Source organism: Larsenimonas rhizosphaerae (genome assembly GCF_026240105.1).
Classification (GTDB): domain Bacteria; phylum Pseudomonadota; class Gammaproteobacteria; order Pseudomonadales; family Halomonadaceae; genus Larsenimonas; species Larsenimonas rhizosphaerae.
This window is the reverse complement of sequence record NZ_JAPIVE010000001.1, coordinates 1235216-1249153: the sequence shown is the minus strand read 5'-3', so window position 1 is coordinate 1249153 and position 13938 is coordinate 1235216. Positions and strand designations below refer to the sequence as shown.

The window sequence follows — 13938 nt, the reverse complement described above, 5'->3', positions numbered from 1 at the left end:
TTATGTTCGAGCTAGTGGATAACGCACCTTCAAGCAGTGCTGTCATCAAGGTTATCGGTGTCGGTGGCGGTGGTGGTAATGCCGTCAACCACATGGTCGAAAGCAATATAGAGGGCGTGGAATTCATCTGTGCCAATACCGATGCACAGGCGCTCAAACGCGTTTCGGCCAAGACTGTTCTTCAACTGGGAACGGAAATTACCAAGGGGCTTGGTGCAGGTGCCAACCCGGAAGTAGGCCGCCAGGCGGCCATGGAAGACCGTGAGCGTATTGCCGAGCTGATGCAGGGCGCGGACATGGTATTCATTACCGCCGGTATGGGTGGCGGCACCGGTACCGGTGGTGCACCGGTCGTGGCGCAGGTTGCCAAGGAGCTGGGCATTCTTACAGTAGCGGTCGTCACACGTCCGTTCCCGTTTGAAGGGCCCAAGCGCAAGCGCGTTGCCGAGGAGGGTGTAAAGGAGCTGTCCGAGCACGTTGACTCTCTTATCACGATCCCCAACGAGAAGCTTCTGACCGTGCTGGGCAAGAGCGCCAGCCTGCTGACGGCGTTTAGCGCTGCCAATGATGTGCTTCTTGGCGCGGTGCAGGGGATTGCCGAACTGATCACCAGCCCGGGTATCATCAACGTCGACTTTGCCGACGTTCGTACGGTCATGTCCGAGATGGGTATGGCCATGATGGGATCAGGCACTGCGACGGGTGAAAACCGGGCGCGTGAAGCTGCCGAGAAGGCGATTCGCTCTCCGCTGCTGGAAGATATCGATCTCAATGGCGCGCGCGGTATTCTGGTCAACATCACTGCGGGTCCGGACATGTCCATCGGTGAGTTTAATGATGTGGGTGCCACGGTGCAGGAGTTCGCTTCTCAGGATGCCACGATCGTGGTGGGCACTTCGATTGACATGGATATGACCGATGAGCTTCGTGTAACAGTAGTGGCGGCAGGTCTTGAAGGGGCCCATCAGCGTTCGGGCTCTGCTGCCGGTTCCCAGCGTTCGTCAACTGCCGGCGCACGCCGTGTCGGTGAAAGTGACGATTACCGCAGCAAGCAGCAGACCGCAGCGGCTCGTCAGCAGCCTGCTCGCGAGAAGGAAGAGGATGCCCGCGGCAAGCGGCAGAAGTCTTCCGGCGAGCTTGACGACTATCTGGATATACCTGCCTTTCTACGTCGAAAGGCAGATTGATCTACTGAAAGCCCCATGCCCTGCGCTGGGGCTTTCAGCTATCAATACCACCGGATTCACATTAATTATGCCTTTATCGAACACTGTTCGTTGTGAGGGCGCGGTTCAGCTGGTAGAATAATAAACAACCGTTTGAATTACCTTGGGTCACTTATATCATGATCTATCAAAGAACATTACAAAATACCATTCGTGCGACAGGCGTTGGCCTGCATTCCGGCAAGAAGGTGTACCTCACCCTGCGCCCTGCGCCGGTGGATACTGGCGTAGTATTTGTACGTACTGACCTGGAGCCGGCCGTACATATCAAGGCTCATCCTGAAAATGTACAGGATACTACCCTGTGCACGGCCCTGGTTCAGGGCGATGTGCGAGTTGCCACTGTAGAGCATTTGATGTCAGCCCTGGCCGGCCTTGGAATTGATAATGTCTTTGTCGAACTGAGCGCCGCCGAAGTACCCATCATGGATGGCAGTGCCGGCCCGTTTGTATTCCTGATTCAGTCTGCAGGCATTGCAGATCAGTCTGCTGCGAAGAAATTTATCCGCATCAAGAAGGAAGTATCGGTTTCCGATGGCGACAAGTTTGCAAGCTTCATCCCTCATGAAGGCTTCAAGGTCAGTCTGGCGATCAATTTTGATCATCCGGTCTTTGCCCGTCAGAAGCAGACAGCCAGCATTGATTTTTCGACGACCTCATTCGTGAAGGAAGTCAGTCGAGCACGCACATTCGGTTTCATGAAAGACCTCGAAACCATGCGTGAGCGTAACCTGGCGCTGGGTGGCAGCCTGGATAATGCCATCGTGGTGGATGATTATCGTATCCTCAACGAGGAAGGGCTTCGTTACGAAGACGAGTTCGTCAAACACAAGATTCTCGATGTCATCGGTGATCTTTACCAGACCGGCTTTAGCCTGATCGGCGAGTTCCGTGGATACAAGTCCGGTCATGGTCTCAATAACCTGTTGGTACGTGAGCTGCTGGCCACGCCCGACGCATGGGAAATGGTGACCTTTGAGGGCGAGGAAGCCACGTCCCCGATTTCCTATACATCACCTGCATTTGCCATGTGATCAAACGGTTCAAGTGACTCTTGACGCCGGCCTGCGGGCCGGCGTTTTTTTATATGTCCGTATCGGAAGGCGTTGTTCGGGCGCGGGCTGCGAGTCGCTCGATGGCGGATTTGAGGCGCGGGTCGGACACATCTTCTGCACATGCCAGCAGATTGTCTGCCGCCTCCATGCCAAGGTGTCGAGGTTGCTGAAGTGGCTTGCGGGGTACGCGCATCGGACGGACCTTGAGCTGAAACCCCATCAGCGCTTCAAACCCTTCAAGCTGGCGCATAAGCGTAACAAGGCGAGGCTGTTCATAACGCAGCCATGTCAGATGGGTGGCCTGATTGGTCATCAACGTCAGTCGTCCCTGAGAGTATCCCCCGACAAAGACATGATTTCTCATGTGCTCAGGCAGCTGTTGCTCAAGATGCAGTTGTGCCTGGCCAAGTAATCGAGCCTTTTTCATCAGCAGGGACATCGGCCCCTTGCTTGAACTACCTATCAATTTCGACACGGGCTGTGCGCGTCGGTTCTTAGCCTTTATACTCATGGCCCATCACCTCACGAGAGATGACTGCAATTTACCATGACATCCGGGCCCACTGACAGAAACGTTGGTAGCTGGCACCGGCCAGGCTCGCGCTGGCTGGCCGGCCTGCTGTTTGGCTGTTTGCTGCCACTGGGCCTTGCCCAGGCGCGGACAGACAATGTCGAAGCGCGTCACCAGTTGCAGCTTTGTTTCTGTTCCTCACTGGTTCTTCATACGCTGGCGGACCTGCGCGCGCATCAAATGCGTGTCAATTCCGTATGCAGGCCGGTGCAGGCACCCCGTTTTACTGCGCTGTTCCCGTCCTTCCTGACGTTATTGACGTCAGTCTGGTCTGTGGCGCACGACATGAGTGTCATGTCGCGTCGCGGACCACCTCGCACGCCTGTGTCATTGCCCACGTATATTTCTCTTTTATAAAGACAGGACAAACGGATGTTCACAGGTCTCGTACGTAAATTTGTAGGCAGCAAGAATGAGCGTGAGCTCAAGCGAATGCGCAAGGTTGTTGCCGGTATCAATGCACTCGAAGAGAAGATGCAGGCGCTGGATGATGAGGCGCTGAGAGCTCGTACTCAGGAATTTCGTGACCGTATTGCCGGGGGCGAAGCACTCGACAAGCTGCTTCCTGAAGCCTTTGCGACCGTACGTGAGGCCACCATGCGCGTCATGGGCATGAGGCAGTATGATGTTCAGTTGATTGGCGGCATGGCGCTGCATGAAGGGCGCATCGCGGAGATGAAGACCGGGGAAGGCAAGACACTGGTTGCGACCCTGTCGGCATACCTGAATGCATTGCCGGGAGAAGGTGTTCACGTCGTCACCGTCAACGATTATCTGGCCTCTCGCGATGCTGAAATGCTCCGCCCCCTGTATGAATTTCTCGGCATGAGTGTCGGGATTATTCGTGCAGGTCAGGTGCCTGTCGAGAAAAAGGCAGCTTATGGCTGCGACATCGTATATGGCACCAACAACGAGTTCGGTTTTGATTATCTGCGCGACAACATGGCGTTCTCGCTGGAAGAAAAGGTACAGCGGAAACTTCATTATGCCGTCATCGATGAAGTTGACTCGATCCTGATTGACGAGGCGCGAACGCCCCTGATCATTTCAGGGCCGGTGGATGAAGATACCAACCTGTATGCAGTGATCAACAATCTGGTGAAGAGCCTGCAGCAGTGCACGGATGAAGAAGATCCTGACACGGGCGATTTCACGCTGGATGAAAAGCAGAAACAGGTCGAGCTGACCGAGAAGGGGCATCAGCATGTTGAGGAGCTGATGCAGCAGGCATCGCTGCTGTCGGAAGAAGATTCCCTTTATGCTGCGCAGAACCTCGGGTTGCTGCACCACGTACACGCTGCCCTGCGTGGCCGCCATCTTTATACTCGGGATGTGGACTACATCGTCGCCAATGATGAAATCGTCATTGTGGATGAGCACACTGGGCGCTCTATGCCCGGCCGGCGCTGGTCGGAAGGCCTTCATCAGGCGGTTGAGGCCAAGGAAGGCGTGACGGTTCAGAAGGAAAGCCAGACGCTGGCTTCGACCACATTCCAGAACTACTTCCGCCTGTACGACAAGTTGTCCGGAATGACTGGCACGGCAGACACCGAAGCATTTGAATTCCGCCAGATCTATACGCTGGATGTGCTGGTGATTCCTACCAACCGACCGTTGGCGAGAAAGGACGAAAATGATCTGGTGTACATGACCACGATCGACAAGTACCACGCCATCATCGAAGACATCAAGGGTCGTGTAGACGCAGGCCGGCCCGTACTGGTAGGTACCGCCTCCATCGAAAGCTCGGAGGCCCTGTCCAATCTGCTGCGTGACCAGGGTATTGCCCATAATGTCCTGAACGCCAAGCAGCACGCACGGGAAGCCGAGGTCATTGCTCAGGCCGGTCGCCCGGGCGCCATTACCATTGCCACCAACATGGCAGGCCGTGGTACGGATATCCTGCTCGGAGGCAGTTGGCAAAACGATATCGAAAAACTCGATAACCCGGATGAGGCCACCATTGCCGAGGTGCGAAAGGCCTGGCAGGAACGGCACGATGCGGTCATTGCTGCAGGTGGATTACACGTGATCGGCAGTGAGCGTCATGAGTCCCGGCGCATCGATAATCAGTTGCGAGGACGTTCCGGACGTCAGGGCGATCCTGGCTCCACACGCTTTTTCCTGTCGCTTGAAGACAACCTGATGCGCCTGTTCGGATCCGATCGCGTGCAGCGATTAATGGGCGCCCTGGGGATGAAGGAAGGGGAGGCCATCGAGCACAAGATGGTGTCCAATGCCGTTGAGCGAGCCCAGAAGAAGGTTGAGGGTCGCAACTTCGATATTCGCAAGCAGCTGCTTGAATACGACGACGTCAACAATGATCAGCGTCAGGTCATTTATGAGCAGCGCAATGATGTGCTCAATGCGGCCGATGTGTCAGACAATATCGTGGCGCTTCGCAACGAAGTACTTGATGACACGATTTCAAGACATGTACCGCCTCAGAGTCTGGCGGAGCAATGGGACCTTGAAGGCCTCGAGCATAGCCTGCAACAGGATTTCAATCTGGACGCACCCGTGGTTCAGTGGGCAGGCCAGGATGAGCACTTCCATGAAGAGGCGTTGCGCGAGCGGCTGCATCAACAGCTGAGCGATGCCTTTGCTGCCAAGGAGCAGGCCGTTGGTCCCGACGTCATGCGACGGTTTGAAAAACAGGTCATGCTTCAGGTTCTGGATACGCGCTGGAAGGAACACCTTCAGTCAATGGATAACCTGCGACGTGGTATTCACTTGCGGGGATACGCACAGAAGAATCCGAAGCAGGAATACAAGCGTGAAGCCTTCGAGCTGTTTCAGATACTGCTTGAAAACATCAAGGGCGATGTTGTCCGCATCCTGAGCCATGTGCAGGTGCGTCAGCCTGATGAAGTGGATGAGCTTGAGCGTCAGCGGCGCGAGAGCCTTGCCCGTGAACAGGCAGCGAGCGAGCAGACCCGCGAAAACGAGTTCATGGAAGAGGATGCCTTGAGTGAAGAGGCTCTGGCCGGTGCTGAAATGGCAGCAGGTCAGGAAACCGTCCGTCGTGATGAGCCCAAGGTGGGTCGCAATGATCCCTGCCCCTGTGGTTCAGGTAAAAAATACAAGCAGTGTCACGGCCGTTTGAGCTGATATCTGCCAGACGTTCTGGATCAAGGAGAGTAACGTGGCTGTAGGTGAAGCGAAGTTTCCTCGGTTGCCGATTATCGAGGGTATTACCCTAGGTGTGGCTCAGGCCGGGATCAAGAAGTCGGCACATGATGATCTGGTCGTCGTGGGCATCGAGGACGGTTCGCAAGTAGCGGCGGTCTTTACCAGAAATGCCTTTTGCGCAGCGCCGGTGCATGTCGCCAAACGGCATCTGGCTGATGCTGCGCCGCGCTGGTTGTTGATCAATACCGGCAATGCCAATGCGGGTACCGGCCAGGCCGGGATCAGTAATGCCCGAGCCTGTTGCGAAGGGCTGGCGGCACTGGAAGGATTGCCACCTGAAACCGTGCTGCCGTTTTCGACTGGTGTCATTGGCGAGCCGTTGTTCGTCGACCGCATCAAGGCGGCGCTGCCGCAGGCGCTGGCATCGGCAGCGCCTGATCAGTGGGACCGGGCGGCTCGCGGTATCCTGACAACCGATACCCGACCCAAGGGAGCCTGCCGCAGTCTGGATATCAATGGAGAAACCATTCATATCAGCGGAATAGCCAAGGGTTCGGGTATGATCTGTCCCAACATGGCGACCATGCTGGGGTTTGTCGCCACCAATGCCTCGCTGGGGCAGGCGGAGCTGACGGCACTGTTGAAGGAGACGACCACGTTGTCCTTCAACCGAATTACGGTTGATTCCGATACCTCCACCAATGATGCTTGTGTCTTGATTGCTACCCAAAAGACGCAACCGCTTGATGCCGAAGGGCTTGATGCCTTTCGTGCGGCGCTTCTTGAGGTGATGCAGGAACTGGCACAGGCCATTATTCGTGATGGCGAAGGCGCTACCAAATTCATTACCGTGGATGTGGTCGAGGCCGGAAGCAGTGAAGAGGCACTGGAGGTGGCGTTCAGTATCGCTCACTCGCCGCTGGTGAAGACGGCGCTTTATGCCAGTGATGCCAACTGGGGGCGCCTGTTGATGGCCATCGGCAAGGCCCCGGTAGACGGACTGGATGTCGATCAGGTCACGCTTGATCTCAATGGTGTTCGTCTGGCGGAGCACGGCGGGCGTGCCGAAGGGTACAGCGAGGAACAGGGCAGTGCAGCGGTTGCCCTTGAAGATATTACCATCCGGGTTGCACTGGGGCGTGGTCAATGCAGTGAGTGCGTCTGGACCTCGGATCTGTCGCATGACTACGTTTCGATCAATGCAGATTATCGCAGTTGATCCATTTGAAAGAGCATGTTTTGAATCACACACAGGAAGAGTTCGGATAATGCCGAAACGAAGGGTACACGTTGCTGCGGCAGCCATTTACAACGATCAGGGCCAGGTGCTGATCGCCCGTCGCCCCTCCATCGCAGATCAGGGTGGCCTCTGGGAGTTTCCCGGTGGCAAGCTCGAGGTTTACGAAACCGGGCGTGAAGCACTGAAGCGCGAACTCAAGGAAGAGCTGGGGATCGAGATCGAGCACGCCCAGCCCTTGATTCGGGTGCACTACGAATATCCCGACAAGTTCATATTGCTGGATGTCTGGGAAGTACGTCAGTTCAGCGGTGAGCCCTATGGCTGTGAAGGTCAGGCAGTTCGCTGGGTAGACATCGATGGCCTGTCGCGCTATCCCTTCCCGCCGGCAAATGGGCCCATCGTGAAAGCCGTTGGCCTGCCTCATGCCTATGTCATCACCGATGAGATCGATGATGATGAAGCCTTTGTGTCCACGTTGACCCATGCCCTCGAGAACTGTAATGGGCTGCTGGTTCAGCTGCGTGCCAAGTCCCTGAGTGCGGAACGTTACCTTGAGCGTGCTCACAAGGCGCTTGAGTTGTGCCGTGCTCATGGGGCAAGGCTTGTACTGAACGGTGCTCCCGAGCTGCTCAATGAGGTGGATGCCGACGGTATTCACCTGACCAGCAAGGCGCTGATGAGCGCGCAGGAAAGAACCGTTCCCGCAGACAAGTGGCTGTCAGCGTCCACGCACAACAAGGAGCAGCTGGATCAGGCGGCACGCCTTGGGTGTGACTTTGTTACGCTGTCACCCCTGCGTGATACACCCAGTCATCCGGATGCAGTGACCATCGGCTGGCATGATTTTCAGCAGATGGTGGAGTACGCTGCCATGCCTGTCTTCGGGCTGGGAGGCACGACACTGGACGACATCGATCAGGCGCGTGCAGTGGGAGCGCAGGGTGTGGCATCCATTCGGAGTTTTTTGCCGGACTGAGCCGTATCCTGTACCGAATAAAAAAGCCCCCGCAACGGGGGCTTTTTTCATGCATGGATGATCAGCGTTCAATGCCGGCCATCAAGGCATCTATGTCGATGTTATCCATGGCGGGCTCACCGGCAATGCGATGATCTTCATTGGCCCAGGCGCCCAGATCGATCAGATGGCAGCGTTTGGAGCAAAAGGGCCGCCAGGTGCTGTCACTGTTCCAGACAACTGCCTTCTGACAATGAGGGCAATTGACGGTAAGTGGAGATGCAGGGGATGTGGTCATGATGATGCTCCTGCCAGAGTCAGGTACTGCTTATGCAATGCAGCGACCTGCCGGCGCAAATGGTGAATATCCCGCTGATTGTCGATAACGTCGTCTGCCAGTGCAAGTCGTTCCTGACGGCTCAGCTGAGCTGCCATGATGGCCTTGACCTGCGCCTCATCGGTCTGGTCCCTGGCGGTAGTACGCGACACCTGCACCTCGGATGGCACATCAATTACCAGTATGCGGTCAGCCAGCGCCTTCTGGCTGGTTTCAAGCAGCAGCGGTGAGACCAGCAGCTGATACGCCGATGATTTGGGCGTCTCCAGAAAGGTGACCAGATGCTCTCGAATGCGCGGGTGCGTAATGGCCTCAAGCTGTCGGCGGGCTTCCGCATCATCAAACACCAGTGCTCTCAATGCTCGACGATTCAGCTCGCCGGAAGCGTCAAGCATCTGATGGCCGAAGGCCGTGCAGATCTCCTCGAGGGCGGCTTCACCCGGACGAACGATATCCCGGGCGGCCTGATCGGCATCCATCCAGGCAATATCATGCGCACCGAAGCAGCGGGCTACCGTGGTTTTTCCGGCTCCGATACCGCCGGTCACACCAATGGTCAGCGTCATGGCTGAAACATCCTTATAGGGTGTAAAGGCGCATCAGCGTATCACCAAAGAGCAGCATCACTATACCCGACATCGCCAGGTAGGGGCCGAAGGGGATCATCTTCTGGCGTGTTGAGGGTACCAGCAACTGGATGGCGATACTGACCAGAGCTCCCAGTCCTGCCGACAGAATCAGGATCAACGGCAGCGCCAGCCAGCCGGTCCATGCTCCCAGCGCAGCCAGCATCTTGAAGTCGCCATAGCCCATGCCTTCCTTCCCGGTAATGACCTTGAACAGCCAGAAAAACGACCAGAGCAGTGAATAGCCAATCATGGCGCCAAGCACGGCGCCCTGTAGTGCCTCAGGCTGCGCCACGACATGGAACAAAAGGCCCAGCCATAGCAGCGGCAGGGTCAGGGAGTCGGGCAGCAGCAGGGTTTCGGCATCGATGACAGCCAGCGTCAGCAGTATCAGCAGCGCCGCAGCAATGAACAGGCCCTCAACGCCTGGCCCATGAATGGCAATGGCCAGAATGACCAGCAATGCCGAGGCTGCCTCGACTGCAGGATAGTGCCAGCTGATGGAGGCGCCGCAGGCAGCGCAGCGTCCGCCGCGTTTGAACCAGCCCAGCAGGGGGATGTTGTCATGCCAGCGGATGGGGGTACGACATGACGGGCAGTGTGACCTGGGGTGCATCAATGAGAAACGCGTACCGGTATCGGGCGGCGTGGTTTCACGCGTTTCCATGATATCCAGTGCTTCTCTCTGCCACCGGTGCTGCAGCATTGCCGGCAGCCGCTTTATGACGACATTGAGAAAGCTGCCGAACGAGAGACCGACAAATATCAGAAACATCCAGCCTGCCAGTGAGTAAGTCAGCATAAAAAGCCTCTTGAGTGCGGGTGCCGTTTAGATGGCATTCCCCATCTCGAAAATGGGCAGATACATGGAGAGCACCAGACCGCCTACCAGTACCCCGAGAACTACGATAATCAAGGGTTCGAGCAGAGAGGTCAGCGTATCCACGCGATCCTCCACGTCCTGCTCGAAAAAATCCGCGACCTTGTTGAGCATGGCGTCCAGTGACCCGGCTTCTTCGCCGATGGCTACCATTTGCAGCGCCATGCCTCCGAACAAACCGGTATTACGCATGGCAAAATTAAGTGACTGGCCATTGACCACATCTTCGCGCATGCCAAGGATGGCCTGTTCGAACAGGCGATTGCCGGCCGCCCCTGCCGAGGTTTCCAGTGCATCAATCAAGGGAACCCCGGCAGCGAAGCTGGTGGCCAGGGTGCGGGCAAAGCGCGCCACGGCCGAGCGCTCCAGAATCGGCCCCAGCACGGGTAACTTGAGCGCGAGCCGGTCACGAGCGAGAACCAGTCGTGGCGAACGTTTGAGCATTGCCTTGAGCGTCATCAGGCCGGCGCCTGTAACCAGCAGGGCCTGCCACCAATAGGCCTGTGCCATGGCCGAGAGGTTGAGTGTCAGCTGGGTAAAGGCTGGCAGGTCGGCACCAAATCCCTTGAACATGCTTTCAAACTGGGGAACCACCTTGATCAGCAGCATGGCTGTCACCCCCAGTCCGACACTGATGACCGCGGCCGGGTAATAAAGCGCCTTGCGCACCTTTGATTTCAGTGCCTGAATCTTTTCCTTGTAGTCTGCTACGCGCTCCAGCATGCGATCCAGGGCACCGGCCTGTTCCCCGGCGGCTACCAGGTTCACGAACAGGGCATCGATCGTACGGGGGTGGGCCTCCAGGGCCTGGGCCAGACTTTTACCTTCCGAGATGTCACTGTGGAGACGATGAATCATATGGCGCATGCCGGCATGATTGGTGCTGTCCCCGATGGCTGTTAGTGATTGCAGCAGCGGGATGCCAGCCCGGATCATGGTGGCCAGCTGGCGGGTAAATACCGCAACCTGCGCGCCAGTGACGCGCTGACCGAATGAGACAAGCTGTCGCTTTTTCTGCAACTGCTTGATCATGATGCCCTGTTTGACGAGTTGACTGCGGGCGCTTTCCTTGCCGTTCGCGACCACGATGCCCTTTTGAAGCTCGCCCCGGGCATTCTTGCCGCGCCATTGCCACTGACTGAATTGCTCGATACCCGCGCCGCGATGTTGACGTGATGTGGCCATGACTATCCCCTGGTAACCCGGTTGACTTCTTCAAGGGTGGTGACGCCTTCCATGACCTTGATCAGGCCACTGCGACGCAGGTCATGATGTCCCTCCCTTCGCGCCAGATCGGCCAGATCAATGGAGCTGCCGTCTTCCATGATCAGTCGGCTCATTGCATCCGAAATCGGTAATACTTCATAGAGTCCTACCCGTCCCTTGTACCCCTGGGTACAGCGGGCACATCCCCTGGGCCGATACAGGACCAGAGTGCGCAGGTCCTGCTCGGTGAATCCTTCTTCCTGTAGCGTCAGTTCCGGCAGGTCGACACGCTCCTTGCAGTGATCGCACAGTCGCCGCGCCAGTCGCTGGGCGATGATCAGCGAAACGGAGGTGGCTACATTGAAGGCCGCGACGCCCATGTTACGCAGTCGGGTCAGGGTTTCGGTGGCGGAATTGGTGTGTAGCGTTGACAGTACCAGGTGCCCGGTCTGTGCTGCCTTGATGGCCACTTCGGCCGTTTCGATATCACGGACTTCACCGACCATGACCACGTCCGGGTCCTGACGAAGAAAGGCGCGCAGGGCACTGGCAAAATCCAGCCCGATGCGAGGCATGACATTGACCTGGTTGATTCCCTCAAGCTTCAGCTCGACCGGGTCTTCCGCCGTGGCGATATTGCGTGTTTCTGTATTGAGAATGTTCAGGGCGGTATACAGGGTGACGGTCTTGCCGCTGCCGGTCGGACCGGTGACCAGAATCATGCCCTGTGGATGTGATAGCGCCTTTTCGAAACTGGTTTTCTGCGCCGGTAAAAAACCCAGCTTGTCGATGCCTAGCCTGGCGCTGGACGGGTCCAGCAGGCGCATCACGATCTTTTCGCCATAGACGGTAGGCAGTGTATTGACGCGAAAATCGATCTGTTTCTTGGCCGAGACCTTGAGTTTGATGCTGCCATCCTGAGGCAGTCGCCGCTCGGAAATATCCAGCTTCGCCATGACCTTGAGGCGTGCCGCCAAACGCTGGCGCATCTGTTGCGGTGGGCGGGCGGCCTCGGTCAGTATGCCGTCGATGCGAAACCGAATCCGGTAGCTGGTTTCGTAGGGCTCAAAATGAATATCGGAAGCGTTGCGCCGTATGGCATCCAGCATCAGCTTGTTGACGAATCGAACGACCGGCGCATCATCATTCAGTGAAACGATCTGATCGTCTGCTTCGTCCTCATCCGCGATGGACAGATCATCAAACGAGCCATCGTCGTCGAGCAGCGCCATGGCGCCCTGGAAGTGGGCATTCAGATATTCTTCCAGCCGACGTTCCAGCTGATCCGGCGGTACCAGTACGGCTTCTACCCGATGACCGGTCACGAACTGCAGTTCATCCAGCGCGTTGAGCGCTGCCGGACTGCCCAGTGCAATGGTCAGGGAATGCTCACCCTGAATCAGCGGCAGCACGGACAGACGACGAAGCAAATCCTCCGGCAACTTGCCGGGAAGGGGCAGGCGAGCCAGTGGAACGGCATCGAGCTCCAGACACCCCAGACCGAACTCCTGCGCTGCTGCCAGAGCGGCCTGACGCCCAGTAACGTAGCTGCGGCTGATCAGGTAATCCATCAATGTTGTTTCGAGCTCGCGCGCTTTCTCGCTGGCCGCCAGGGCATCTTCTTCGCTTAACAGGCCATCCTGGACCAGCCGTTTGGCCAGCCCGCGCAGGGCATTTCCAACAGGGTAGAGCGAGGAGGTGGCCATGAATGACTTCCATTCAACAGATGAGCTGGATCGAAAGTCTTTATCGGCAAGTGAAAAGACGACTGAACGCTGACCGACAAGTAATGTTAACGAACGTAAAGTTTTGCCGGGATGTGGTCGTTAGTACCAGCGATGCGGTTATGAGCATCCGTGCGCGGGGCACACATTATTCAAGCGTTTGTAAAAGGGACAGACTCATGTCAGCAAACAGGCAGGCAGGCTTTACATTGATCGAACTGATGATCGTGGTGGCCATCATCGGGGTACTGGCGGCCATTGCCGTGCCGCGATATCAGGACTATGTCGCACGCTCTGAAGCGGCGTCAGGACTGGCTACCATCAAGGGTGTTCAGACCGCCTATGAAGAGCGAGTACTGACCGGTAATACCCCCTCACTGACTTCTACTGATGCGGGGTACATCGGCACTCCTGAGGATGCCAGTAACCTGGGGAAAGTCTCACTTCTGGATGATAAAGGAGGGCTTCAGTTCCTTTATTCTGGCGGCAATCTGGATAAAAAGAAAATTCAGTTGCAGCGTGATGGCAATGGCGCATGGACATGTAAAACGGATATCGATGCAGGTAATCGGCCTAACGGGTGCTCCACGGCACTTGCTGATTAAGTGATAAGTAGAAATTCACGAAAAAGCCGGCAAATGCCGGCTTTTTGGTGGCTAGTACATGGCCTTTTCTTCTTCGACCACTTCCTTCAGTACCGCCAGGAACAGGCCATCTGCCGGGGAATGATGGCGGGGGTCTTCCGGGATATTGACATTGGTGGATTCGGAAATGGCATTGGCAATGCGGGCCATGGCATCCGGTTCGCCATGATGTTCCCGCGCAATTGCCAGTGAGCTTGAAAGGATGTCCGGTTCCTGCAGCAGCTTTTTGATGAAGTGGCGAAGCTCGGTGATCATCCGCTGTTGCTGAATTTCCGTTGCTGTACTCATGTTGTGCTCCCCTGAGGTGATATGGGATCAAGCATACCGTGAATGGGCGCATTC

Annotated in this window: 14 protein-coding genes; 7 read left to right on the top strand and 7 right to left on the bottom strand. The window is 56.6% G+C overall.

What is annotated here, in order from left to right; genetic code table 11:
* Window positions 1–2: 2 nt before the first annotated feature.
* Together ftsZ and lpxC are read left to right on the top strand one after the other, a co-directional pair.
* On the top strand, window positions 3–1187 hold the full coding sequence (gene ftsZ, locus OQ287_RS05785) for a cell division protein FtsZ (RefSeq protein ID WP_250937590.1): 1185 nt from the start codon (window positions 3–5) through the stop codon (window positions 1185–1187).
* Window positions 1188–1345: 158 nt separating this feature from the next.
* Window positions 1346–2260 (top strand): UDP-3-O-acyl-N-acetylglucosamine deacetylase, encoded by a 915-nt coding sequence (lpxC, locus tag OQ287_RS05780; RefSeq protein WP_250937589.1) that lies wholly within the window; start codon window positions 1346–1348, stop codon window positions 2258–2260.
* 49 nt (window positions 2261–2309) lie between these two features.
* Here the strand turns inward: lpxC and OQ287_RS05775 are convergent, their stop codons facing one another.
* Window positions 2310–2792 (bottom strand): DUF721 domain-containing protein, encoded by a 483-nt coding sequence (locus OQ287_RS05775; RefSeq protein WP_250937588.1) that lies wholly within the window; start codon window positions 2790–2792, stop codon window positions 2310–2312.
* Between the two features lie 36 nt (window positions 2793–2828).
* Between OQ287_RS05775 and OQ287_RS05770 the strand changes: the two genes are divergently transcribed.
* The 4 genes from OQ287_RS05770 to OQ287_RS05755 are packed head-to-tail and all read left to right on the top strand — an operon-like array spanning window position 2829 to window position 8200.
* Window positions 2829–3209 carry a hypothetical protein gene (locus OQ287_RS05770; protein ID WP_265895813.1) on the top strand — a complete coding sequence of 127 codons (381 nt, stop codon included), beginning with the start codon at window positions 2829–2831 and terminating at the stop codon, window positions 3207–3209.
* Window positions 3210–3224: 15 nt separating this feature from the next.
* On the top strand, window positions 3225–5963 hold the full coding sequence (gene secA, locus OQ287_RS05765; protein WP_265895812.1) for a preprotein translocase subunit SecA: 2739 nt from the start codon (window positions 3225–3227) through the stop codon (window positions 5961–5963).
* 34 nt (window positions 5964–5997) lie between these two features.
* Window positions 5998–7203, top strand: coding sequence for a bifunctional glutamate N-acetyltransferase/amino-acid acetyltransferase ArgJ (gene argJ / locus OQ287_RS05760; protein ID WP_265895811.1), 1206 nt, complete (start codon window positions 5998–6000; stop codon window positions 7201–7203).
* A gap of 49 nt (window positions 7204–7252) precedes the next feature.
* The gene (locus tag OQ287_RS05755; RefSeq protein ID WP_250937578.1) at window positions 7253–8200 is read left to right on the top strand and encodes a Nudix family hydrolase; all 948 of its coding nucleotides are present in this window, start codon (window positions 7253–7255) and stop codon (window positions 8198–8200) included.
* Between the two features lie 61 nt (window positions 8201–8261).
* On the opposite strand, the gene yacG is transcribed toward OQ287_RS05755, so the two are convergent.
* The 5 genes from yacG to pilB are packed head-to-tail and all read right to left on the bottom strand — an operon-like array spanning window position 8262 to window position 12934.
* The gene (yacG, locus tag OQ287_RS05750; protein WP_250937576.1) at window positions 8262–8477 is read right to left on the bottom strand and encodes a DNA gyrase inhibitor YacG; all 216 of its coding nucleotides are present in this window, start codon (window positions 8475–8477) and stop codon (window positions 8262–8264) included.
* Window positions 8474–9082 (bottom strand): dephospho-CoA kinase, encoded by a 609-nt coding sequence (gene coaE, locus OQ287_RS05745; protein ID WP_265895810.1) that lies wholly within the window; start codon window positions 9080–9082, stop codon window positions 8474–8476. The genes yacG and coaE overlap by 4 nt, the downstream gene beginning before the upstream one ends.
* Before the next feature lie 13 nt (window positions 9083–9095).
* Window positions 9096–9944, bottom strand: a complete 849-nt coding sequence (locus OQ287_RS05740; RefSeq protein WP_250937571.1) for a prepilin peptidase — start codon at window positions 9942–9944, stop codon at window positions 9096–9098.
* Window positions 9945–9971: 27 nt separating this feature from the next.
* A complete protein-coding gene (locus OQ287_RS05735) occupies window positions 9972–11207 on the bottom strand; it encodes a type II secretion system F family protein (RefSeq protein WP_250937570.1) in 1236 nt (411 codons plus the stop codon).
* 2 nt (window positions 11208–11209) lie between these two features.
* On the bottom strand, window positions 11210–12934 hold the full coding sequence (pilB, locus tag OQ287_RS05730) for a type IV-A pilus assembly ATPase PilB (RefSeq protein WP_265895809.1): 1725 nt from the start codon (window positions 12932–12934) through the stop codon (window positions 11210–11212).
* A gap of 197 nt (window positions 12935–13131) precedes the next feature.
* Between pilB and OQ287_RS05725 the strand changes: the two genes are divergently transcribed.
* Window positions 13132–13557 (top strand): pilin, encoded by a 426-nt coding sequence (locus OQ287_RS05725; protein ID WP_265895808.1) that lies wholly within the window; start codon window positions 13132–13134, stop codon window positions 13555–13557.
* 51 nt (window positions 13558–13608) lie between these two features.
* On the opposite strand, the gene OQ287_RS05720 is transcribed toward OQ287_RS05725, so the two are convergent.
* Entirely contained in the window at window positions 13609–13884 is a 276-nt protein-coding gene (locus OQ287_RS05720) for a hypothetical protein (protein ID WP_250937568.1), read from the bottom strand.
* Window positions 13885–13938 lie beyond the last annotated feature (54 nt).